General features: G+C 29.0%; 23 protein-coding genes. 20 read left to right on the top strand and 3 right to left on the bottom strand.

The features are described from left to right. Window positions 1–63: 63 nt before the first annotated feature. From HBE96_RS19835 to mntR, 8 genes are all read left to right on the top strand, one after another. Window positions 64–744, top strand: coding sequence for a response regulator transcription factor (locus tag HBE96_RS19835; protein ID WP_169299445.1), 681 nt, complete (start codon window positions 64–66; stop codon window positions 742–744). An 11-nt stretch (window positions 745–755) separates the two neighbouring features. Next, on the top strand, window positions 756–2,294 hold the full coding sequence (locus HBE96_RS19840) for a HAMP domain-containing sensor histidine kinase (protein ID WP_169299446.1): 1,539 nt from the start codon (window positions 756–758) through the stop codon (window positions 2,292–2,294). A 150-nt stretch (window positions 2,295–2,444) separates the two neighbouring features. Then, on the top strand, window positions 2,445–4,328 hold the full coding sequence (locus HBE96_RS19845; RefSeq protein ID WP_206155014.1) for an LTA synthase family protein: 1,884 nt from the start codon (window positions 2,445–2,447) through the stop codon (window positions 4,326–4,328). A gap of 323 nt (window positions 4,329–4,651) precedes the next feature. Beyond that, a complete protein-coding gene (ppaX, locus tag HBE96_RS19850) occupies window positions 4,652–5,308 on the top strand; it encodes a pyrophosphatase PpaX (protein WP_169299447.1) in 657 nt (218 codons plus the stop codon). Between the two features lie 202 nt (window positions 5,309–5,510). Then, a complete protein-coding gene (locus HBE96_RS19855) occupies window positions 5,511–5,804 on the top strand; it encodes a hypothetical protein (protein ID WP_169299448.1) in 294 nt (97 codons plus the stop codon). A gap of 144 nt (window positions 5,805–5,948) precedes the next feature. Beyond that, entirely contained in the window at window positions 5,949–6,578 is a 630-nt protein-coding gene (locus HBE96_RS19860) for a hypothetical protein (protein WP_169299449.1), read from the top strand. Window positions 6,579–6,723: 145 nt separating this feature from the next. Continuing rightward, window positions 6,724–6,909, top strand: a complete 186-nt coding sequence (locus tag HBE96_RS19865) for a hypothetical protein (RefSeq protein ID WP_169299450.1) — start codon at window positions 6,724–6,726, stop codon at window positions 6,907–6,909. Window positions 6,910–7,102: 193 nt separating this feature from the next. Beyond that, a complete protein-coding gene (gene mntR / locus HBE96_RS19870; protein WP_169299451.1) occupies window positions 7,103–7,597 on the top strand; it encodes a transcriptional regulator MntR in 495 nt (164 codons plus the stop codon). 291 nt (window positions 7,598–7,888) lie between these two features. Here mntR and HBE96_RS19875 read toward each other — a convergent pair whose 3' ends face one another. Both HBE96_RS19875 and HBE96_RS19880 read right to left on the bottom strand, forming a co-directional pair. After that, window positions 7,889–8,821, bottom strand: a complete 933-nt coding sequence (locus tag HBE96_RS19875) for a response regulator (RefSeq protein WP_169299452.1) — start codon at window positions 8,819–8,821, stop codon at window positions 7,889–7,891. 1 nt (window position 8,822) lies between these two features. Further along, entirely contained in the window at window positions 8,823–10,106 is a 1,284-nt protein-coding gene (locus HBE96_RS19880) for a sensor histidine kinase (RefSeq protein ID WP_169299453.1), read from the bottom strand. A gap of 415 nt (window positions 10,107–10,521) precedes the next feature. Between HBE96_RS19880 and HBE96_RS19885 the strand changes: the two genes are divergently transcribed. From HBE96_RS19885 to HBE96_RS27035, 3 genes are all read left to right on the top strand, one after another. Then, window positions 10,522–11,793, top strand: coding sequence for a cation:dicarboxylate symporter family transporter (locus tag HBE96_RS19885; protein ID WP_169299454.1), 1,272 nt, complete (start codon window positions 10,522–10,524; stop codon window positions 11,791–11,793). A gap of 580 nt (window positions 11,794–12,373) precedes the next feature. After that, window positions 12,374–12,859, top strand: coding sequence for an MFS transporter (locus HBE96_RS27030; protein ID WP_483416375.1), 486 nt, complete (start codon window positions 12,374–12,376; stop codon window positions 12,857–12,859). Then, window positions 12,850–13,764 carry a peptide MFS transporter gene (locus tag HBE96_RS27035; RefSeq protein WP_483416376.1) on the top strand — a complete coding sequence of 305 codons (915 nt, stop codon included), beginning with the start codon at window positions 12,850–12,852 and terminating at the stop codon, window positions 13,762–13,764. Before HBE96_RS27030 ends, HBE96_RS27035 begins: the two co-directional genes overlap by 10 nt. Before the next feature lie 53 nt (window positions 13,765–13,817). Here the strand turns inward: HBE96_RS27035 and HBE96_RS19895 are convergent, their stop codons facing one another. Continuing rightward, window positions 13,818–14,669 carry a GNAT family N-acetyltransferase gene (locus tag HBE96_RS19895; RefSeq protein ID WP_169299455.1) on the bottom strand — a complete coding sequence of 284 codons (852 nt, stop codon included), beginning with the start codon at window positions 14,667–14,669 and terminating at the stop codon, window positions 13,818–13,820. 566 nt (window positions 14,670–15,235) lie between these two features. Between HBE96_RS19895 and cysS the strand changes: the two genes are divergently transcribed. The 9 genes from cysS (at window position 15,236) to HBE96_RS19940 (ending at window position 25,420) form a co-directional block, all read left to right on the top strand. Continuing rightward, complete coding sequence (gene cysS / locus HBE96_RS19900) at window positions 15,236–16,654, top strand: cysteine--tRNA ligase (RefSeq protein WP_169299456.1); 1,419 nt, start codon at window positions 15,236–15,238, stop codon at window positions 16,652–16,654. A 458-nt stretch (window positions 16,655–17,112) separates the two neighbouring features. Next, window positions 17,113–18,378, top strand: a complete 1,266-nt coding sequence (locus tag HBE96_RS19905) for an FAD-dependent oxidoreductase (RefSeq protein ID WP_169299457.1) — start codon at window positions 17,113–17,115, stop codon at window positions 18,376–18,378. A 30-nt stretch (window positions 18,379–18,408) separates the two neighbouring features. After that, complete coding sequence (gene preA, locus HBE96_RS19910; RefSeq protein ID WP_169299458.1) at window positions 18,409–19,647, top strand: NAD-dependent dihydropyrimidine dehydrogenase subunit PreA; 1,239 nt, start codon at window positions 18,409–18,411, stop codon at window positions 19,645–19,647. 83 nt (window positions 19,648–19,730) lie between these two features. Beyond that, window positions 19,731–20,240, top strand: coding sequence for a DUF1097 domain-containing protein (locus HBE96_RS19915; RefSeq protein ID WP_169299459.1), 510 nt, complete (start codon window positions 19,731–19,733; stop codon window positions 20,238–20,240). 121 nt (window positions 20,241–20,361) lie between these two features. Then, on the top strand, window positions 20,362–21,594 hold the full coding sequence (locus HBE96_RS19920) for a Zn-dependent hydrolase (RefSeq protein ID WP_169299460.1): 1,233 nt from the start codon (window positions 20,362–20,364) through the stop codon (window positions 21,592–21,594). Between the two features lie 231 nt (window positions 21,595–21,825). After that, the gene (locus HBE96_RS19925) at window positions 21,826–22,071 is read left to right on the top strand and encodes a hypothetical protein (protein WP_169299461.1); all 246 of its coding nucleotides are present in this window, start codon (window positions 21,826–21,828) and stop codon (window positions 22,069–22,071) included. Window positions 22,072–22,447: 376 nt separating this feature from the next. Next, complete coding sequence (locus HBE96_RS19930; RefSeq protein WP_169299462.1) at window positions 22,448–23,326, top strand: potassium channel family protein; 879 nt, start codon at window positions 22,448–22,450, stop codon at window positions 23,324–23,326. Between the two features lie 189 nt (window positions 23,327–23,515). Beyond that, window positions 23,516–24,691, top strand: coding sequence for an alanyl-tRNA editing protein (locus HBE96_RS19935; RefSeq protein ID WP_169299463.1), 1,176 nt, complete (start codon window positions 23,516–23,518; stop codon window positions 24,689–24,691). Between the two features lie 135 nt (window positions 24,692–24,826). Further along, entirely contained in the window at window positions 24,827–25,420 is a 594-nt protein-coding gene (locus HBE96_RS19940) for an NTP transferase domain-containing protein (protein ID WP_169299464.1), read from the top strand. Window positions 25,421–25,450 lie beyond the last annotated feature (30 nt).

Here is a 25,450-nt window from a genome sequence, read left to right on the forward strand (position 1 = left end):
GTAAACTGGAAATAATTAACCAGTAGTAGAGAATGACTGCTGATTAATGTTGGGAGATTGAATATGAGTAAAACTATATTAATTGTAGATGATGAAGAAAGAATGAGATTTTTAATAGGAGCTTATTTAAAAAAGGAAGGCTTTACTGTATTTGAAGCAGAAAATGGAAAGGATGCTTTGAAAGTTTTTAAAGAAAATACCATAGAATTAGTTGTGCTTGATATAATGATGCCTATTATGGATGGTTGGGAAACTTGCAAAGAAATTAGAAAGATATCTCAAGTGCCAGTTATCATGCTTACTGCAAAAGCAGAAGATGAAGATCAATTACTAGGCTTTGAGTTAGGTACAGATAATTATGTTACAAAACCTTTCAGTCCTAAAATATTAACAGCTAAAATAAAGGCACTTTTAAAAAGAACTTACCCAGATGGAAATAATGATGATAACTTTTTTGATGGACTTTATATAAACGAAAAATCACATGAGTTTAAGATATATGATAAAGACATATATTTGTCACCAAAAGAGTTTGAGTTATTAATATACTTTATAAAAAACAAAGGAATAGTGCTTAGTAGAGAGCAAATTTTAGATTCTGTGTGGGGTACGGATTATTATGGAGAGCTTAGAACTGTAGATACTCACATAAAGAGGCTTAGAGAAAAACTTGGAGAAAAAGCATATTTAATATCTACTGTAAGAGGAACAGGATATAAATTTGAAACGAAAGGATATGCTTAAGGGTATTTGATATGAAATTAAACATAAAATTTTTTGAAGGTAAAATAAAAAACAAGATAAATAAAAGCATAACATGGAAGCTGTTTATTGTAACTGCCTTGGTTTTTGTGATTTTTATAAGCACAACTCTTTTAGTTCAATCTTTGTTTTTTGAAAAGTTTTATGTAAGTAAGAAAAAAGCAAATTTACAAAATCAAATACAAAAATTTAAAGTGAACTATAATAAAACAAAAGATGAAGAAAAAGAAATGCAGCTTATAAAAGATTTTGAAGAAAATAATAATGCAAAGATAGCTATATTAGATCAATATGGAAACTTAAAGTTTATATTAAAATCTAATAATGAAAAAGCAGATAATGTGAGAATTAAAGCTATTAACGAAGTTATAAGATCATGGAGAGTAAATTCCGATATTATGGAAAGCATGAGAAAACAAGATAAGACAATAACTAGAATAACTTCTAAAAAAACTAATGAAATGAGAACTATAGTAACTGCTTCTTCTGATACTAGTAAAGGATATATAATATTTGCTATATCTTCACTGCAGCCTGTAAATGAGGCATCTTTAGTAATAAAAGAATTTTATTTTTACTTTTATATAGCAGCAGTAATATTGATTATAATATTATCATTTGTATATTCAAATATGATATCAAAGCCGCTTTTAAAACTCAATAAAGCAGCATCTAAAATGGCAGTTATGGACTTTTCTGAAAAGTGTAATATACAAAGTGAAGATGAAATAGGGAATTTATCCAATACCCTAAATTTTTTATCGGAAAACTTACATGAATCATTAACGTCGCTAAAAGAAGCTAATATTAAACTAGAAAAGGATATAGAAAAGGAAAGAGCTTTAGAAAGAATGAGAAAGGAATTTGTTGCTGCAGTTTCTCATGAATTAAAAACACCTATAAGCTTAATAGAAGGGTATGCGGAAGGAATTAAAGATGGTGTATTTGAAGGCAATGATAAGGATTATTATATAGATATAATAATAGATGAATCTAAAAGGATGGGAAATTTAGTTTATGATATGTTGGATTTGTCTCAGCTAGAATCTGGAAATTTTAAATTAGTTAAGGAAGAATTTTTGATGCACAGTTTAATAGAGTCTGTTATTAAAAGATTTTCGGCATTAGTAGAAGAAAATAGTATAGATTTTAAATTAAAATTATTATATGATATAAAAGTATGTGCAGATTGGAGAAGGATGGAACAAGTTTTAATTAACTTTATTACTAATGCTATAAAACATACTAGAAATTATGGATATATTAAAATAGCTATGGAAGAGTTAGAAAACAATAAAGTTTTAATTTATGTGGAGAACAACGGCAAACACATACCAGAAGATGAAATGAATAAAATATGGGATAAGTTTTATAAGGTAGATAAGTCAGGAAATAGAAAATTAGGTGGAACAGGTATAGGGCTTGCAATAGTTAAAAATATACTTATGCTTCATGGTTATGAATATGGTGTAAAAAATGTATATGAAGGTGTAAGATTTTATTTTACAGTAACTTTGAGTAATTCGTTTTAAAAATGTATATTTACAATTTATTCATGAACTTGTCACCAATATGTAATTTATACGTAGTATTATAAGTTTATAAGTACGATAGGAGGGTTGTAAGTGAATAATATAAAATCTAAAATAAATAATATAAGATTGAAAATAAATGATATAAAATTGAAAATAAATGATAAATTTAACATAAATATAGATGATCTAATTTTACATGTTAAAAATAACATAGATATAATTTTGTTTTTAATTATAATATATGTAAAAGTTATGCATTATGGAAAGCAAATATCCCCAGAATATTTTTATTCCAAAGTAAATCGTCCAATTATAGCTTCAATTTTAATATTAGTTAGTTTCTTTACACTATTTAAACAAAGAAGACGAATAAAGCTTTTATTTATACTAAATATTGTTATAAGTTTGGTTTTAATATCGGATATAGTATATTTTAGATATTATAAAGATGTAATAACAGTTTCTGCTTTAAAAAACGTAAAACTTTTAACAGGAGTATCTTCCAGTGTAAAAAGTTTAATTAGTATTAAAGATTTTCTATATTTAATAGATATAGTATTTTTAATACCTATTATAAAAAGATTTGAAGTAGTAGATAACAAGAAAAAAGTTTTCTTTAGAAAAGCAGCAATGTTTGTGGCAACGTTACTTATTGGAGTTGTTATGGATACTCAATCTGTTTATGCAGTTTCTAAAGAGCAGCCTACACTTATAAGTTCAATGAGTGACAGAATATATTTAACAAAAATGATAGGAAATATTAATTTTCATGTTATAGATGCTTATAATTATGTAAGTACATCTATAAAAAATTCATCCAAGCTTTCAACTGCAAGGGAAAATGAAATAAAGGACTTTTTAGTTAAAAATAATCAAAGCACTGGTACGAATTTAACGGGTGTAGGAGAAGGAAAAAACCTTATAATGATACAAGTAGAAGCTCTTCAGAGTTTTGTTATAAACCAAAAAATAAATGGACAAGAAATAACTCCTAATTTAAACAGATGGATAAATAAAAGTATGTACTTTGATAACTATTTCTATCAAGTAGCAGGTGGAAATACTTCTGATGCAGAATTTATGTCCAATAATTCGCTTTATCCTGCAGAATCAGGTTCAGCTTATTATAGTTACAGTGGTAATGCATATAATTCTTTAGCTAACGAACTTAAAAGTAAACAATACTATACTGCTGCCTTTCATGGAAATAATGAAGGCTTTTGGAATAGAAATGTTATGTACCCAGTACAAGGATTTGATAAATTTTATGGACAACATAGTTTTAATATAGACGAGAATGTGGGACTTGGACTTAGCGATAAATCTTTTTTGAATCAGAGTTTTGATAAGTTGAAAACTCTTAAGCAACCGTACTACTCGTTCTTAGTAACTCTTAGTAGTCATTATCCTTATGATGATACAAAAGGATATGGAAACTTTAATGTAGGTCAATATGAAAATACTCTTTTAGGTAACTATTTGAAAGGAATACACTACACGGATGAGCAGCTTGGAGTATTCCTAGATAAATTGGAGAAGGAAAAAATAACAGATAATTCTATTGTTGTTTTATATGGAGATCATTTTGCAATTCCTAAAGACAATGCAGATGAACTTTATAAATTCGAAAAAATAAGTAATGCAAATGACTTGACTTGGGAACAATATCAAAAAGTACCTATGCTAATACACTTCCCTGGAGATGAAAACAAAGGGGTAAATCATACTTATTCAGCACAAATGGATTTGTATCCTACTTTGGCTAATATATTTAATTTACCTAGACAATATATGCTTGGGAAAGATATTTTAAATAGTGACAGTGGTAAAGTTATTTTCAGAACTGGTACTTTTACAGATGGAAAGGTGTTTTATATATCATGGACTAATACTTATTATGATATAAAAACAGGTGCACAAATACCGGAAACTGATACTTTGAAGGCTCAAAAGGAACAATATTTAAAAGAGCTTCAGTATTCAGATGATATATTAAATCACAACTTAATAAAGGATTTCAAAAAGAAATAGCTGAATTGAAATTCTTTTAAAGTATTAATATGTATTTTTTAATTAATGAAATTCATAATTGGAATATTGCTTAAGGTGGTGAAAAAATGTTGAAAGGTATAGATATTGAAAAATTCAGAAGTCTATCTTTTGATGTAATAGTAGTAAGTACAATTTATTTTACTTTTAGCTTTATAAAACAGTTGTTAGCATGATGAAATTTGTTAGATTAAACAATATAGGACGCCAAAGTTTATTTTAGAAATTAATTTTTCAAACTTGTTGTATGTATTTTGCTATGTTATCATGTAGTAGGGCTATTTACAATCAGGAGGTAAAATTAAATGATTAAAGCAGTTTTATTTGATTTAGATGGAACACTTATAAATACTAATGATCTTATTATAAAAAGTTTTAAATATGCTTTTAAAAAACATTTTAATAAAGATATTTCAAGAGAAGAAGTAGTAAAAACTTTTGGAGAACCTTTAAGAGATGCTATGGTAAGATATGATAAGGATAATGCAGATTTACTTCTAAAGCTTTTTAGAAGTTTCAATGAGAGCAACCATGATGAACTTGCTTCAAAGTTTAAGGGGGTAGAACAAGGACTTAAAGGTTTGAAGGATATGGGAATGAAGCTTGCTATAGTTACTTCAAAAAGAAGAAACATGGCACTTAGAAGCCTTAAACTCATAGAGGTGTTTGAATATATGGATGTTATAGTGTGTCCTGAGGATACAGAAAAGCATAAGCCTTTAGGGGATCCAGCGTTAAAGGCTTGTGAGAAGCTTAATGTTTTGCCAGAAGAAGCATTAATGGTTGGGGACAGCCATAATGATTTACTTTGTGGTAAAAATGCGGGATGTAAAACTTGTTTAGTAAAATATACAGCGCTTTCCTTAAAGGAACTTATGAAGTATGATCCCGATTATGTTATAGATAGTGTAGAAGATTTGATTGAAGTTTGTAAACATTCTGATGAGGAAAAGGTAGTATAGCAAAGTTAATAGCATTACATTGAATATTAGGGTAGCAAGTATAAAACAAATAAGTTTAATTATTGAAAATAATAGACCAATCGTATTGGTCTATTATTTTTTTATGCCAGTTCATAATCTAAAAAAAGCCTGCATATATAAATTGTAGTAAAACATTTAAAAAATTGCTTCACAATAATTTTAAATGGTGGTGAACAAAAAAATGAATTTGCTGAGGTTTATGTTGGCAGCTTTAATAGTAGAAGCTTTGTGGGAAACTACGAAGATGTTCTGGCAAAATGGAAAATTTAGTTATGACAGACTTGGGGCATTAGCTTTTGGTGAACTTATAGCTGTTGGTTGTAATATAGATTTTATGAATGCAGTGGGATTGCCTACAAATATACCATATATGGGTGTGATACTTACAGGGGTACTTATATCAAGAGGGTCAAATTTTATGCATGATTTTTTAGATAGTATAAATAATTTTCAGAGAAGAAATATAGGTAAATAGCTAGAGTATATATGTACTATTTTGTATATTTAAAATTGGAATTTTTTAACGGTTGATTTTACATTAATGAATATAGAAAGTATAAAATGTTTTTTAATAGGAAAAATATATAAATAATTTTATTAATGTATCTAAGGAGGAAAAATGTTAAGAGCCATACCTGAAAAGTTGTTAACACCATTAATATCATTTATATCAATAATACTTGGAGCAATAGTTGGAGGGATTTTTGGTTGGATTACAACTAAGAAATCCACTGATAGAAATATAGAAGTTCAGAATAAAATAGTAGAAGATAACAGGAAATATGAGGAGGGCGTGAGAATAAAAAGAAGTCGCCAGTGTGCAAATATAATAAGATTAGATCTATGTACAGCTATTTTTCAAAGTATAAGATTTTTAAAGTCAATTAATCATAAAGATAATGTTGATGTATATCCTATACCTATGGATAGCGAATATGCAGCTGGTGTTGCTTATTTAAAAAGTGAATTTGATTTAAAAGAATTAAGCTATATATACCAGTTATATGGAATTGTAGAAAAATTAAATAAGGACACAAATAGTTTTAACTATGATGATAATAGAATTTACAATTCAATAAAAATAGAATATACTATGCTTTTAAGAAAACTTTATGGAGAAAATTTAGAAAAGGCAGTAAACATAGATATAGATAACATAAGTTATAAAGAATTATACGAAAATGAAATAATAAAATCAGGGTATAGAAAGATTCTAAATAAGTTAGATGAAATTTGTTCAGAAGATTAGCACGTATTCATAATAGTTTCTATAATTATATTTCTTTTAAAGTAAGTTAAGTTAACTTAAAAAAATAAATTCATGGAAATGAAGCCTTAAAATATACATAATAAAAAAACACCTCTAGGCTAAAATATAAATAGGAGGTGGTTTTATGACTTATCGTTCAATGGCAAAAACAGCACCAGATAAAATTAAGGATATAGAACAAAAAAATCCGGAAAACAATCAAGCACAATCTGTACAGAGTACTGATATGCATACAAAGACACACTGGAAGGTTCACAGTGCAGAAGAAGGGGAATTTATCTGTGGAAATGAAATAAGAAGACAAATATAATACTATAAAAGTTAAGAGGCTGTCGCATTAAGAAATTTATATACAATATATTGATTTTGAAATCAATTGCAAAAACAATATGTTGTAATGTTTATTTTAGTGCGATAGCCATTTTTTTATACGAATAATAAGTTCTATTTTTTCAAAATAAGTTATAGAATTAAAAGTAGAGATATTTAAGTAGGTGAAAAAAGTGGCAAATGAAGATTTTTTCACTTTTAGTGAATATATGAAAAAAGAATGTGATGTATTAACTGCTTCTATGGAAGATTATTTGGAAATGATTTATAGATTATCAGAAGAAGTAGGTTTTACGCGAATACATGAATTGGCAAAGGCTTTAAATGTACAACCTCCTTCTGCTACTAAAATGGTACAAAAATTGTCAGAATTAAAATTTGTAAACTATGAAAAGTATGGAATTATAGTTTTAACCAAGGAAGGAAAGGTAATGGGCAGATATTTGCTTAATAGACATAATACCATAGAAGAGTTTTTTAAAGTTCTTGGGATATCTGATGAAGTTCTTGAGCAAACTGAAAAAGTAGAACATACCATAAATGATGAAACTGTAGAATACTTAAAAAATTTTGTTGATTTTTTACAAGAAAGACCAAAAATAATTAATGATTTTAAAAAGTTTAGAAAGAATAAAGAAAACAAAGTAAATAAACCAGGAGAAACTTAAATTAGAATATTATTTACAAATAATGGTGTTGTATAGTTTTTGGGAAAGTCAAGTTTTAGGTTTGGTAATGATATGGAAGAGGAGCTTCTCAAAATACATATATGTATTATAAGAATCCCCTTATATTTAAGAAATAGCTGCTAAGGCATTTTGAAAAAATAACAAGTCCATATGCTAGTCTATTTTTGTAATACTGTGTCTACAGAAACCTTAGATAGTTTAAGCTTCTGCGGAACTTGTTTCCTTGTCTTACAAAAAACATCCGTCGCATATTGGAATTGTTATTTCCTTTCAGATACCTAAATTTTTCTTTGCTTCTATATAAAGGACTTTAACAAATTTTTTAGTGTTAATATGAATAGAAGACATAGAAGATGATTTTCCGCTCTGTAGCTCCAACATTTTTTTACGTACTTCTGTAAAATCAAAGAAGGTAGCTGCATATTCTTCAAATTTAGGATTAGAATAATCAGTTAATCCCAGTGAAGCTAAATGATTTAATGCTTGAAATATGGATCTACGGATTCTTTGTTCTGAAGCTTTTATTTCTTTGTTTAAATCCATTGAGTCACACAAAGGTCCCAATTTTTTCATAGCTACATCAATAAAGATTTTTTTAAGTGAAGGGAAGCCGTGTTCAAAGGCGTTTGCATTTTCACATTCGAATAAATATTTAAGTATATTTAATAAATCTTTACTCCCACTTTCTCCAATCATACCTAATTCCGTTAGCAAAAATTGACCAGAACTTATTATGTCTTTATTTATAAAGTTATAGGTTTGTTTAACACTATCTTTTTCTTTTTTAAATTGGAGTACATTTAATGTTTTTTGAATATCATGTATGGACTTTTCGAGCTGCATATGCTCAATTACTTTTTCAATAATACTTATTACTTCAAGTCTGTTAATTGGTTTTGTAATATAGTATTCAATTCCGAAGGAGTATGCTTTACCAATCATCTCTTTATCTTCTACTTGTGAAAGCATTATGGCTTTTCCTGTAAAAGAATTATCTAAGTCACGAATTGTTTGAAGACCATCTTTAATTGGCATTAATAAATCAATAATAATGATGTCAACCTTTTTTAAAGTTAATAATTGATTATCTATAATGGAACCGTTTTCGGCTTCTCCAACAACTTCGCCCAAATCATAGTCTTCAATAATTTCAGTTAACATAGAACGAATAGCTTCATCGTCGTCAGCAATAAAAAAGTTCATTTTACCACCCTTTCTCTATTAAATTATCGATTGGAAGTTGTATAATAAATGCTGTTTTATTTTCTATACAGTCATTCTCTAAAGTTATACTACCTTTTAAATTATTAATTAATTCTTTTACGTAAGATAATCCCATTCCTGTAGATGGCTTGCCATTTACATCGTACTTTGTGGTATAACCAGGTTTAAAAATCAAATTTCTCTTTTTTTCAGGAATTCCTACGCCGTTATCTGAAATTTCAAATTCAATCAATTCTTCTTTTTTATGAATAGAAATCTTTATAATACCAGTATCATTAATGGACTCAACAGAATTAGATGTTAAATTATTAATAAGCGACAAAATAGTGTAAATATGTAAATGGGGAAAATAATCATTAATATCTAAAATAAATTTTATATCTTTGCCTAAACTACGAGCGTATTTTTCATTAGTTTGAATAATAATATTTCCTATTTTATTTATATCCATATAATCTGTTGAATTTTCTGCAGAGATCATTTTGGATAGACCAGCTTGAAGTCTTTGATTATCCTTTTTTATTTCATGAACTTGTCCGGCAATGGATAACAATTTTGGAGCTAAATCTTTTGGATTTAATGAATAATTAGGATTTTGAAGATCTTGATACATATCATAGCAATTTCTAGTAATATCTTCGGCATCCTTTAAAGATTTCTTTATTTGAATTGATTCCGCATATAAGCTTGAAATAAGCAAAAGCATATGCTCATTTTGTTCTTGATGCTGCTTTACGGTCATCCTTACTTCATTTAATTTAATTATGTTAAAAAAGCTAAGAACAAAAAAACTTCTAATTATAGCTATAATAACAATAAGCCCTAAAGTAGATACAGAAAATTTATTCCCTAAAAAATAATATCTGAAAAATAATTCAATTATACTTGCTGCTATATCTATTAGTACAAATATAGAACCTAATAAAAGTGGTCTTTGATGTAAGCGGTTTGCTTTTACTAAGCAAAAAATAATAGAGTAGGCTGCATAGTAAAAAAAGGCTGAAAAGTGAAAAATGAAGTCGGGACCTAATTGGAAACTTCCTTTTATTAAAAAATCTAAAGCTACGCGAAATGCAACAACGAAAAATCCAACCACAAGTCCAGGTATAAATAAAGGTAACTTTTTCATCCACAGTAAAAAAAATAAGAAAATTGGGGTAGCAAAACTAATACGAAAAGTATCATGAAAAGGATGAATTTTAAGTTCACCTGTTAAAGGTACTGTAATAACCATTAGAGCTAAAATAAATAAATCTTCTTTCAAGTATTGTACACTCCTTTGAATTTGTTACTTGTAATTTAATAATTATATTCTTAAATTAAGTGTTCCATAAAAAGAATAACAGAAAATCTATAAAGATGCCAGCCCACGTATAAACATGGATAATAAGTAGTATTTTAACAACGGTAAAAATTTACTGGCTAAAAACATGCAAATTAATCATCATTTTTTATAAGATAACGTATAAAAATGAATAAAAATAATTCAAAAATTCATTTAAGAAAAAATTACAAAAAATTATTTTGTAGATTTAAGTTTGTTTTAGTAGTTTTTTATAGGCTTTACGGTAAAATTCTGTTATAATAATAATTCGTAATAGAAAAATAAAAGAATAAACAAAGAACAAAAAACTTAAAATTTATAATTTTAAATTAAAAGTAAAGAAAGGATGGTAAAAATGAAAAAAAAGAAATTAGGTCTGGCAGGTCAAATTGTTATAGGACTTATACTTGGTATTATAGTAGGAGCTGTATTTTATGGAAACCCAGCAGTTAGCATATATTTGCAGCCAATAGGAGATATATTTTTAAGATTAATTAAAATGATAGTAGTTCCAATTGTATTTTCAGCACTTGTAGTTGGTATTGCCGGAGGGGGAGATATTAAACAGGTCGGAAAATTAGGTGTAAAAACTTTGGTTTATTTTGAGGTGGTAACTACTGTTGCTATTGTACTTGGATTAGTAATAGGTAATGTATTTCACCCAGGAACTGGTATTGATATGCATTCTCTTGTAAAAAGTAATGTTTCAAGCTACATGAATACGGCACAAAGTGTATCACATCATAGTTTTATAGATACTTTTGTAAACATAGTTCCTACAAATATTGTTGAGTCACTTGCTAAGGGGGACATGCTTCCAATTATATTCTTCTCTGTTATGTTTGGTTTAGGTGTTTCTGCTATAGGAGAAAAAGGCAAACCGGTTCTAGCTATATGTCAGGGTATTGCTGATACAATGTTTTGGGTAACTAACCAGATCATGAAAACAGCACCATTTGGAGTATTTGCATTAATTGGTGTAACTGTTTCAAAATTTGGAGTTAAATCATTAATTCCTCTTGGTAAATTAGCTATAACAACTTATGGAGCTATGTTCTTCTTTGTTTTAGTTATACTTGGATGTATAGCAAAATTTGTAGGAACAAGTATCTTTACACTTATAAAAGTGTTAAAGGATGAACTTATACTTGCTTATAGTACAGCAAGCTCAGAAACAGTTTTACCAAGAATCATGGATAAAATGGAGAAGTTCGGATGTCCTAAATCTATTGCTACATTTGTTGTTCCAACAGGTTATTCCTTTAACCTAGATGGGTCTACATTATATCAAGCTATTGCAGCATTATTCATAGCTCAATTGTATGGAATGCATTTGCCAATATTAACTCAAATTAATTTGGTAGTTGTACTAATGCTTACTTCAAAAGGTATAGCAGGAGTTCCAGGAGTATCATTTGTTGTACTATTAGCTACATTAGGATCTGTAGGTATACCAGTAGAAGGTATAGCATTTATTGCTGGAATTGACCGTATTCTTGATATGGCAAGAACTGCTGTAAATGTTTGTGGTAACTCACTGGCAGTTGTAGTTGTATCTAAGTGGGAAGGAAAGTATGATGCAGAAAAAGGCAAAAAGTATATAAATTCTATTAAAACTGCTGCGTAGATTAAATTTATATAGTTATGTAGAATGTATTAAAAAATTAAATAACTCAACTTTCTCAGTTTGCTTATTATATTAAGTTCAAATTTTGTATGTGCGAAAATTGAGTTGAATAATATGTAAAAAAAGATAACTTTGTCCATAAAAGTGGACAAGGTTATCTTTTTTTTAGAAATATATATAAGAAAAAGTGTTTTTTGAAATATGATAATAAAGCTGCGCAGTGAACTTAATTTAAATAATAAAAAGAAAAGTCAGAAAATATTTAAAATACAAAACTGTATAATTATAAAAATGTGGATGAAATAAAATATAAAAAATTAATAAGCAAAAACATGATAATTTGTTATATAATGACACAAAGTTTTCTTAAATATAATTAATTATCAGGAAAATAATTCCGAATATGTTAATTTTGTATTTTGAAATGAAATGGTAAATGGATTAAAAAATGCATATATATTAGCTGCCAGAGAGGTAAAAATGATGCTATATAATCAATTTGAGAGATTTTTAACTTGTAAAATTGCAAATAAGATGCTAAAATAAACTTGTAAAAAATATGGAAATGAGGGTGATTAATGTGGAAACGGAACTTACAGGAAATAAGAAAGTCAAAACAGGTAAGATGAAACAGCCACCAGGACTTTATTTGTTATTTGCTACAGAAGCATGGGAAAGATTTAGTTACTATGGAATGAGAAGTATATTAATATTATACTTAACGACAGAGTTAGTTAGAGGCGGACTAGGTTACAATAAAGTTGAAGCAACAGGCCTTTATGGAACATATACTTCATTAGTATATCTTACACCATTAATTGGAGGATATTTAGCAGATAGATTTTTAGGACAGAGATTAGCTATAACAATAGGTGGTATAACCATGGCGCTTGGAGAGTTTGCTTTATTTAGTGGTCAAAATAGAACATTCTTATGGATAGGACTTATATTACTTATAGTTGGTAATGGTTTCTTTAAACCTAATATTTCTACAATAGTTGGAAATTATATCCAAAAGGAGATAAAAGAAAAGATTCAGCTTTTACAATATTTTATATGGGCATAAACCTTGGTGCAATGATAGCTCCATTTGTCTGTGGTACTTTAGCAGAATCAACTATGGCTGTAAAACAAGGTGCAACTATAATGCATTATGGTTTTAGATATGGTTTCTTAGCAGCTGGTATAGGCATGGTAATTGGACAAGTTATGTTCAATCTTTTAGGAAATAAATATCTTGGGGATGCAGGAAAGTATCCAGTAAGTAATAAGGTTAAGAAGGCTGATACTAATAATGGTGCCGAAGAAAAAGAAGAAGATGCAAGAAAACCTCTTACACTACAAGAAAAAAGAAGAACCTTAGTTATATTTATATTGGTACTATTTAATATAATTTTCTGGACAGGCTATGAACAAGCAGGAACCTCGCTTACATTATTTACTGAACAATCGGTAAATAGAAGTATTTTTGGATTTGAATGTCCAGTATCTTGGTTCCAATCAATTAATCCTGTATTTATAATAATACTTGCGCCAATAATGGCAGGTTTGTGGATGAAATTATCAAAGAGACCTAAAGGAGATTTAAACATACCTACTAAAATGGCTTTAGGACTTATATTGCTAGGAGTTGGATTCTTGTTTATAGGAATACCAACACTTACAATAGCAGGAGACAGTGCTGCAAAAATAAGTATGCTTTGGGTAGTTGGAATTTACTTTATACACACAGTAGGCGAATTATGTACATCACCAATTGGTCTTTCTATGGTAAGTTCATTAGCACCTAAAAAGTTTGCATCATTACTTATGGGATGCTGGTTTTTAAGTTCTTGTTTTGCAAATAAATTTGCAGGCTTTATAGCTGGCTTTGGACCATTGCAGATTTTCTTAGGACTAGCAGTTGTAGCTATAGCTGTAGGGTTAGTATTGTTAAGCCTTAACAAAAAGCTTGCAGTTATGATGGAATAAATAAAATCACAAAAACAGCAGTTAAAATTTAGCTGCTGTTTTTTAATTTATTTTTAAAGGGTTAAATACATTTCATATTGAGATATAGGGTTTTTAATAAATCCTACATGATTAATGAATCCTTGAATTAAGTTATTATTAGGAAATCCTATTGAAAGTTTTGATAAACTTAAATCGCTGAAAGCTGAAGTTAGTAAAGTTTTTCCTATGGATTTACATCTATAATGTTTGTTTACCCATAAAAAGATAATTCTTCCACTAAGGTCTATACATAAAACTCCTAAAAGGCTGTAATCCTTATAAGCACTGTAAAAATATGCATCATTAAGTTTTTGAATGTAATCAATATCACTTTGCCAGTTTATATGAAAGTCCTTTAAATTTTTAAATATCAGTTTTGTATCTGTAATATCTCTTTTTTTTATTTCAAATTGTACATTATTATTTTTGGTTAAAGATTTTATACTTTTTGTATAGAAATAATTCAAATTATATATTTTTTCATAACCCATATTTTCATAAAATTTTATTGCTCTAAAGTTATCTTTAATTACTTCTAAAAATAATTGTTTGCATCCACTTTTTACAGCTTCTTCTCTGTGCATTTTAAATAGTTCTAAACTTATGCCTGTACCTCTATAGGAAGGGTGTATGGCAAAACTACCGCATCGCATAGTGGAAATGCCTTCATAAGTTTTAATTCCTCCTAAAATGATTCCTATAGGATTATTATAGTCAAAAGCTATAAATGATCTTTCTTTAGAATTACCTTCAGTGTTGAAAAATCTATTTATAAAAGTTTCTTTTGATATATCTATTTTTATCATATAATCACTAAAACCTATTTTAAAAGCATTAAATACTGAATTCATAGGTACTTCTGAACATCTTTTATAATTAATCATTCTATTCTTCGCCTCACTATCTTATATTATTATACAATAAAAATGTTTCCTTTTATTAAGGAAAAAGCGAATTAATTTTATTGTTTAAAGTTGTAAGAAGTATGTCCTAAACTTTAGATGTGGTAATGGTAAAGGAAAAGTGGTATAATTCCACAGAATGGCGATATATATATTTATTAATAAATTTTACTTATTAGATTAAAGATGATTTGCAAATACTTGATAATCCCATTAAAAACTTACGTTATGATGAAAATTTAGTAAACGTTTTACGGGGGATGAAATAAAGTTTTGAATATTATTGCATTATTTTATAATTGTGGTAAGATTTATATAGAATAAACTTTAAGGAGGTCGTATACTGTGTGGTGCTGTTGTTGCTTAAATTTTTCTTTAAAATTAAATGCGGCCTGCGTGTTTTAAGCAATTTATTAAAATTTAAACAAGTTTAATGTATCGCAGGTGAATTTTAATATCCTGTGTTTTTTATTATGCCTTGAAGAAGGTTAATACTAGAGTGGTTGCCACTAGATAAAAACAAAAGTATTTGAAGGGAGAGACTGTATATGGATTTTTATGTTTATAATACTATGTCTAGAAAAAAAGAAAAATTTGTGCCTGTGTATGAAGGAAAGGTAGGAATGTATACTTGCGGACCTACAGTTTATAACTTTGCACATATTGGAAATTTAAGAACATATATATTTGAAGATATATTAAAAAAATCTTTAAGATATTTAGGCTATGAAGTAAAACATGTAATGAATATTACAGATGTAGGACATCTTCAGTCTGATGCAGACGAAGGCGAAGACAAAATGGAATTAGGTGCTAAACGTGAAAATAAAACCGTATGGGAAATAGCTAAATTTTATGAAAATGCCTTTTTAGATGATTGTAAAAAGTTAAATGTTGAAATTCCAACTGTAGTTTGCAGAGCTACAGAACATATTGATGATATGATAAGTTTGGTAAAAAGGCTAGAGGAAAAAGGTTATACTTACATATCTAATGGAAATGTATATTATGAAATTGATAAATTTGAAAATTACAATAAGCTTGCAAACCTAAGTATGGAAGAGTTAGAAGCTGGAAGTAGAGTCGAAGTAGATGAACATAAGAAGAATCCTATGGATTTTGTTTTATGGTTTACAAATTCAAAATTTAAAAATCAGATTATGCAATGGGATTCACCTTGGGGAAGAGGATTTCCAGGATGGCATCTTGAATGTTCAGCTATGTCTATGAAGTATTTAGGAGAAAAAATAGATATACATTGTGGTGGAGTAGATCATATTCCAGTACATCATACAAATGAAATTGCTCAATCGGAAGGTGTTATTGGACATAAGTGGGTAAACTATTGGATGCATGGAGAATTTCTTGTGCTGGATAGTGGAAAGATGTCAAAATCTAAAGGAGAATTTTTAACAGTAAACAAACTAGAAGAAAAGGGATTTGATCCATTAATTTATAGATATTTCTGCCTTCAATCAAGATATAGAAAACAACTATTATTTAGCTTTGATGCATTGAAAGATGCAGAAACTGCATATAAAAAATTAAAGAGCAAGGTGAGGGCTTTAATAAAAGAAGTTAAAGAAGATGATAGAGTAGATTTAGAGAGAATAAATAATTATAAAAATAAGTTTGGAGAAAAAATCAGTGATGATTTAAATATACCAAATGCATTCACTGTTTTATGGGAAGTTATAAAGGATAATGAACTTACAAGTAAGGAGAAATCTACTTTAGTAGAAGATTTTGATAAAGTATTATCTATGGATCTAATGAATGAGGATATAGAAGAAGGTTTAGACTCCAATATTGATAGTGATCTTGTAGATAAGCTTATTCAGGAAAGAAACGATGCAAGACAAAGTAAAAATTGGGCTAAAGCAGATGAAATTAGAGACAAATTAAATTCCATGAATATTGAAATATTAGATTCTAAAGAAGGAACTAAGTGGAAACTAAAAAAATAAAAATGTAAAAGGCGAAGGCTAAAAAATTAGCTTTCCCTTTTTTTATTATAGATTAATTTTCTATTTTAGCATAAAAAGGTATACCATGAGCTATTTAAATTAAATAGTTAGTAGGTTTGAGAAAAATATTACAAACGAGGTTAATTCTCAAAAGGTGTTCAGAGGATTTTTAAGTTATAAAAATTTAAGATTTTTTTATGAAAAAAATTGCTCTTAGGTACTGGAATAAAAGGACTTTCAGGATGATGAAAAACATTTTAAATAGTAATATTAAGACAAAGTCAATGCAAAAAAAAGACAACTTAGTGCATTGGTTTGTAGATAAACTTTCATATTATGTAGAAATATTACAAAAAAAGTGTTAATATATTAACAGGAAGAGGATAGATATATATAAATATACGACTCTTCCTAGAAATGTTTATAAAATATATAATCTCGAAAGGGGAAAATACTAAATGGAAACAGGAAAATACTTAGAAGAAACAAAGAAAACCTTAACACCTCTTTTAGCAATGGAGGAGGCAGCAAGATGTCTTTTATGTCATGATGCACCTTGTAGTAAGGCATGCCCAGCAGGAACAAATCCAGCAAAATTTATACGTTCACTTCGTTTTAAAAATCTTAAAGGCGCAGTAGAGACAATAAGAACAAACAATGCACTTGCTGGAATATGTGCAAGAGTATGCCCTTATGATAAATATTGTGAAGGAGCCTGTAGCAGATGTGGTATAGACCAACCTATAAGAATAGGCGAACTTCAGAGATATTTAACTGATTATGAGAAAACTATAGACATGAAGGTACTAGATAAGGTAGAAGTTACAAAGGAAAAGGTAGCAGTTATAGGTGCTGGTCCAAGCGGTATTACAGCAGCAGCAGGACTTGCATTAAAAGGATATAAAGTAACTGTATTTGAAGAAAAAGATATTTTAGGTGGATGGTTAAGTTATGGAATACCACCAGAAAGACTACCTCAAGATGTTGTAGAAAATGAGATAAATTATATAAAAGATTTAGGGGTAGAATTTAAAACAAATTGTAAAGTTGGAAAAGATATTAAATTAGGTGATCTTAGATCAGAAGGATATAAAGCATTCTTAATTTCTAGTGGAATCCAAAAAGGAAAGGCTATAGATGTTAAAGGCGCTGATTTAGAAGGTGTTGTAAATGGTGTAGATTTTCTTGGAAAAGCTAAAACAAATAAAGGTGATGTAAACATAGGCAGTCACGTAATCGTTATAGGCGGTGGAGATGTTGCCATGGATTGTGCATCAACTGCTAAGTTACTTGGGTGTGAAGATGTAAAAATAGTTTATAGAAGAGCTATAGAGAAAATGCCTGCAGATGTACATGAAAGAGAATACATACAGTCATTAAATATTCCTATATTTACAGGTTTTAAACCATCAGAAGTAATAGGAAGCAAAGGAAAAGCTGTAAGCTTTAAAGCAACTGGTATGTTCAATGAGTCAGATGTATTGGAACTTAAAGCTGATATGGTTATATTTGCAGTAGGACAGGAAATAGAAGAGGCTAAACTTATTGCTGATGTAAAGACTAACGAAAAAGGAATAATCGTTACAGAAAATTGCAGAACAAATGTAGAAGATGTATTTGCATCAGGAGATATAGTTGCAGGTGACAAAACAGTTGTACAAGCTGTTGCATTAGGTAAATTAGCTGCAGAATCAATAGATTCTTATTTAGCAGGTTTAAGGTAGTTACACAAGAAATTAGGAGGCGTAGATTAAATGAGAAGAAAAAATCTTTCAATAGAATTTTGTGGAGTAAAATGTGAAAATCCATTTTTCTTAGCATCATCACCAGTTGGAAATAATTATGATATGTGTGCAAAAGCATTAGAAACAGGTTGGGGTGGAATAGTATTTAAAACAGTTGCTATGGAAAGAATGATAGAGGTTTCACCACGTTTTCATGCTAATAAAAAAGAGGGAACTCCTTTCATAGGATTTAAAAATATGGAGCAAGTTGCAGAACATTCACTTGAAGAAAATCTTGCAGATATGAAAAAACTTAAAGAAAATTACCCAAATAAGGTATTAATAGCTTCAATAATGGGTTCAAATGAAGAAGAATGGACTAAGCTTGCACAGCTTGTTACAGAAGTAGGTGCAGACATTATTGAATGTAATTTCTCATGTCCTCAGATGACAAGTCATGCTATGGGTTCAGATGTTGGACAAAATCCTGAATTAGTAAAAAAATATTCAGCAGCAGTAAGAAGAGGTACTAACCTTCCTGTACTTGCAAAAATGACTCCAAATATAGGACGTATGGAAGTACCAGCAGTAGCTGCAGTTGAAGGTGGAGCTACAGGTGTTTCAGCTATAAATACAATAAAATGTATAACTGCAGTAGATTTAGATAAAAAAGTAGCACTTCCAATAATAAATGGTAAGTCTGCTATATCTGGATATTCAGGAAAAGCTGTTAAGCCAATAGCTTTAAGATTTGTAAGTCAACTTGCTAAAGAACCAAAGCTTAAAAATGTTCCAATAAGCGGTATTGGAGGAATAGAAACTTGGGAAGATGCTATTGAATTTATAATGCTTGGAGCAAGTAATCTTCAGGTAACTACAGCTATTATGCAGTATGGATACAGAATAGTTGAAGATTTAATTAGTGGAATAGAATATTATATGGAAGAAAAAGGTGTAGAAAAACTTTCAGATTTAGTAGGTGTGGCACTTGATAACGTAGTACCAGCTGAAAATTTAGATAGAGATTATATAGTATATCCAAATTTTGATACTGATAAGTGTATTGGATGCGGAAGATGCTATGTTTCATGTTATGATGGAGCTCATCAGGCAATTGTGTGGGATGAAGAAAACAGAAGACCTTCAGTGAATAAAGATAATTGTGTAGGTTGTCATTTATGTGCACTAGTATGTCCAATAGAAGGATGTATAACAAAAGGTGAAATCAAATTCAAAGATTTTGGGGTAAAGAGAGAAATATCACTTTAGACATATGAAAGAAAATAACAAGTCAAAGATGTTAGTATATTTTTTTGAATATGCCTCAACCCAAATGGCAAAGGAGAGTTTTTATGAGCGCTATAATGGCAAGTGCTGTTAGTATGGGAATATTATCATGGATGTGGGCTGTTCTAAGTGGGGCTATTGGAGTTTCAACTTGGGCTGGCTTTATGGGTACTACAACCTATTATGCATCAGGAGAACGGTTTATAAAAGGATGGGTAAAAGGTATCATAGCAAACATGACAGGAGTACTATGGGCTGTAATTGCTATAGAAGTATCTAAAGTTGTTCATATTTCTGGCATAGGTGCTATTATGACAGGAATTGTTTCTTTTGCCATGGTAGCAGAAGCTAAGTGGAAAAAGTTTTCGTTTATACCAGGTGCATTTATTGGATGTGCAACAACTTTTGGAATTATTACTTTAAATGGAACGTATTTATCTAGCATAGAAGCACTTCTAATGGGTTCTGTAGTGGGTATAGCTTCAGATGTTGGAGGAGTAATGATATTTAAGTTAACTGGTAAAAAAGAAAGTACAGAACATATAAAAAAAGCTTCATTGAAAAATGAAGCATAATTAATAAACTTTGTTTAGTAAGTTAGGGGCTGTTGCACTAATTAATTAGTGTGGCCAGCCCTTTTAGATTACAATCTTTGTTATTATAATTGTTTAGATCTAAAAAAGGATGTGTATTAAAATGAAAAATGATATGTTAACCTGTAATATGGATAGAATGGAGGATAAAATTGTTACATTTAGCAAATTTGGTGATGCTGGTCATGGTGGTATAACAAGATTTTCTTTATCAGAAGCAGCTCTTCAAGCAAGAGCAGAATTCTGTAACAGAATGAAGACAATGGGCGCAGAAATTAAAACAGATGATATGGCAAACATTTATGCAATACTTAAGGGGTCAGAAGATCTTCCTGGTGTAGTAATGGCATCACATTTGGACTCAGTTAGAAATGGTGGAAATTATGATGGAGTTTTAGGTGTACTTACAGCAATGGAAGTAGCTGAGACTATAGTTACAGAAAAAATTTCACATCGTCGTCCTGTTATAGTTATGGTATGGACAAATGAAGAAGGATCTCTTTATCCACCAGCTATGATGTCATCAGGTGTTGTTTGTGGTAAATTTGACAAAAAAGCTATGTTAGCTTCAAAAAGTCCTGAAGGAAAAACTTTTGGAGAAGCTTTAAAGAAAAGTGGATATGAAGGAGATATATCAAATAGATTAAATCCTAAGGAATATATAGCTATGCTTGAATTACACATTGAACAAGGTCCTGTACTTGAAGCTGAAAAGAAGGATATAGGTGTTGTAGAAGGTGTTGTTGGAATGGTTAATTACAGAATCAGAACTTATGGACAATCTGATCATGCAGGTACTACTCCTATGAAATACAGGAAGGATGCTCTTTTAGCAGCAGCCAGTGCTTTAAAATATCTACATCAAGAACTTGATAAACTTGATAGTAATCTTGTTTACACTACAGGTGAAATAGTTTGTCATCCATGTGTCCATACTGTTATTCCTGATTTTGTTGATTTTTCATTAGATGCAAGACATCAGGACCCTGAAGTAATAAGACAGGTTGTTAAAGTTATTGAAAATATTCCTAAAGAATTTGACAAATGTAGAGTTGAATATGAATTGCAGTGGGCACGTAATACAGTTGCTTACAACAAAGAATTGGTTGGTTTTATTAAAAAGAATGCAGATGCATATGGATATCCAAATATGAATATTTATAGTGGTGCAGGTCATGATGCTCAGTATGCAGCTGAAATGTTACCTACAACTATGATATTTGTTCCAAGTAAAGATGGACACAGTCACTGTGAACCTGAATTTACACCTGTTGAAAATTGCTGGAAGGGTGCTAATGTATTATTACAAACGGTACTTGATGTGGATAGAAAATAGTTAGAACTTCAAAAATATAATAAAATTAGATTAGGGATACAACGCAAAATATACTAACATATAGACTAGTTGTTTTTTAAATATAATTTAGATGTATAGGAGTATTATATATTTCTATGTATTATTTTACATATTAAGAAAGTTTAAATACCAACGATTTAACTATTATAGAGATACTTAAATAAGGAAAATAGTTTAGTAATAATTTTAGAAGATTTTTAGGAGGGAAATATGAAATATAAAATAGGGGAAAAAATTCAGTTTACACAAACATCTATAATAGAAACTAATAAAGGAAAAAAGGTAAAGATAAAAAAAGGCGATGAAGCTATGGTTTTAAGAAGAGTAGATGATGAATGTGGCGAAATAATTTATATGACAGGGGAAGCTGCTGGATTAAGCCAGGTAATAGCAATAGAAGTAGATGGAGAATTAAATGCAGATTACTTTGCAAAAAAGATAATGGAAGACCTATAAAATTATTTTATAGAAACTCTTAGTTTGATTATTATTTAAAGATTTTAATAGAAAACAGAAGCTTATTTGATATACTTCATTTAGGCATCTGAAAGAAAATAATAAGTCCAGATGCGAAGGATATTTTGCGTCAGGCAAGGAGGCAGGTTCCGCAGATAGTTGAACTATCTAAGGGTTCTGCCGACGCCGCATGACACAAAATAGACTAGTAGATGGACTTATTATTTTTTTGAAGATGCCTTATAGTAGATAGTTTAAATGAAAGACTGCCTATATAAATGAGAGATTATCATTTTAAACTTCTGTTTTTTCTATTATATATTTATACGATTATTAATAGAATTTATGTATGAACATATTTATAAGGTGGATGAATATGAGAATACTTAAAGTTTTAAGAAGTGTTAAAAAAACTAATTTGCTTATATTTATAGCAATGTTTTATATAGGTATAATATTAATTTTTGGAGTAATTTATTGGGAAATAGCTAATTTAACTTCAGGAGAATTTTTCGTTTTTCAGGAAGATGTAAACATGAATATAAAAATGAATGCTTTTAAAAAACAAACAGGCATAAAAGCATATAATAAGGATTTTAAAAATGTTATAAATGATTTAATGATAGCAGGAGAATACAAAAGACCTTTTGTAAAGATTTTAAAGAATGAAAAACTATATACTTTTGACTTTAGTAATTCACTAGGGGATATGTGGGCTAATTATTACTATTTATTGGCTCAGGAAAAGGGAATTACTCATATGAAAATAGAAAGTGCAAGAGAAGATATGGTAGCTGCTAAATTTAAAACTTATGTAATAAAAATTTCTTTATATAAATTAAATGGTAAAAACAAGAATGGTATATATGAAATTTATAAAAATGATAGTAATAATTTAATGAAAATAGATACGGTAGAAATGTGGGTGGAAAATTATCCTTTATTATGTGAAGAATTTTTTAATGATAAAAATTGTTTTTATCCGCTAAATTTTTATTTTGTAAACTTGATAAAAAATTCGGTTTCATTTTTAGATGATAGTCCTATTGTATTAAAGAAAATTGCAAATGATAAATTCAAGTATTCCTTATGGAATTTTTTGTATTTTAGCACAGTTACAATTACTACTTTAGGGTATGGAGATATTTTGCCTAATTCTACTTTAGTTCGTGTGCTTGTAATGGTTGAGACCATATCTGGTGTTTTTGTAGTAGGAACTTTTGGATCCTGTTTGTTTTGGAATAAGAAAAAGTAAATATATATTTAAATTAAATTTCACGGTTTAAGAATATTGTGAAGCAATATTTTGAGAGAACAGAGGACAATTGTCTTCTCAAAAAGTTGCTTCGCAATATGCTTTAGATAAGCAAAAAAAACTTTAAAACTTTTGTTAAAAAGGATAAAATATAGTTAAATGTTTAAATTATGAAGGGAGCTGTTTAGCTTGACGGAAAAACTATATTATAAAGATGCTTATATAAAAGAATGTGAAGCAAATGTTTTAGATATAATAGAAAAAGAGGGAAATGTACTTGTTGTATTAGATAAAACACCATTTTATCCAGAAGGAGGAGGACAGCCTTCAGATATTGGAACAATAGATGGAATAAAGGTAAATTATGTTTCAGAACAGGGTGAAACAATATATCATCATATGGAAAAAGCACCGAAAAATAAGAAAGTAAAATGCTTAATAGATTTTGAAAGACGCTTTGACCATATGCAGCAGCACTCAGGAGAACATTTGATTTCAGGAGTTATTTTCAAGCTTTATGGTGGAAATAATAAAGGATTTCATTTAGGAGAAGAATATGTAACTTTAGATATAGATATAGACCATTTTAGTGAAGACATGATTAAAAAAGTTGAAGATGAAGTGAATGAGTACATATATGCAAATAGAAGCTTTGATACATACATGGTTACTAAGGATGAAGTAGATAAAGTTCCTGCAAGGAAAAGGATAAATGTAGATGAAGACATAAGAATAGTTGAAGCAAAAGATATGGATTGCTGTCCTTGTTGTGGTACACATGTTAAAACTACTAGTGAAGTGGGTATAGTGAAGATTTTAAAGGCTGAAAGATATAAGGGAATGACTAGAATTTATATTAAATGTGGAAAAAGAGCACTTAAGGATTTCCAACTAAAGCATGATATTGTAACAAATTTAAATAAAGCTCTATCTGTAGATGAAAATGGCATATTAGATAGGGTTAATAAGCAGTTTGAAGAGATAGAAGGCCTAAAAAGAGAATCAAGTAGATTGAAAAGCATTTTAGCAGGAATTGAAGCAGAAAATATAATTAAGAATGCAAAATCTAAACTTATATCAATACTTATTGAAGATAAGAGTTTTGAAGATATACAATTGATAGGTTCTATAATTGAGAATAACGGTTATATAGTTATTTTAGCATCATTAGAAGAACAAAAAATATTGTTTTTAAATAATACAGATATAGATGTAAGTTGTGGAAAGTTATTTAAAGAACATATAAAAGAGTTCAATGGAAAAGGCGGCGGAAAAGATAAAAGAGCTCAAGGAACTTTTGATAATAAAGAGGATCTTACTAAGTTCTGTCAATTTTTATCAATGACTGTAAGAGAAAAGCTTTAGACGGTAGTAGATATTGCTGTTTTTTATGTACTTAATCTATACATAATAAAAATATTGCGAAGCAACCTTCACTGTCCTCTGAAAAAGTTGTGTCGCAATTTGCTCATATTGTATGTTATTTTGGAGGGGATTTAAGTGAATAAAACTGGGACTGCTGTTATACTTTGTGGAGGTAAAAGCAGCAGAATGGGTTTTGATAAAAGCAAAATAGAAATAGAGGGAAAATATTTAATAGAGTTAATAGCTAAAAAATTAGAAACTATATTTGATGAAGTGGTATTGGTAGCTGAAAAAAAGGATAAATTTAAGAAATTAAAGTATACAGTGTTAGAGGATTTAAAAAAAGAGTATGGTCCAGCAGGTGGAATGTATACAGGACTAAAATATGCTAATTCCAAATATGTTTTTTTCATGGCTTGTGATATGCCTATAGTAAACTTAGAATATATAAAGTATATGATGAAAATAGCTGAGGAAAGTGACTGTGATTGTGTTCTACCAAGGAATGGAAAATGGATTGAACCAATGTATGCTTTTTATTCTAAAGATTTAATAAAGGATTTTGAAAAAGGAATAGATAACAATAATCTACTTCTTTATGATATAATAAAAAGCTCGAGGATTCATTATATTCCAGAAGAGGTTACAAGAAGTTATAGTAAGGATTTGGAGATGTTTGTTAATCTAAACTATGTTAAGGATTTGGAGATATTGAAAAAGATATACTAAATTATGTGATTTTTAATAGAATAGTTTTTT

Source organism: Clostridium muellerianum, assembly GCF_012926525.1.
Lineage (GTDB): Bacteria > Bacillota > Clostridia > Clostridiales > Clostridiaceae > Clostridium_AM > Clostridium_AM muellerianum.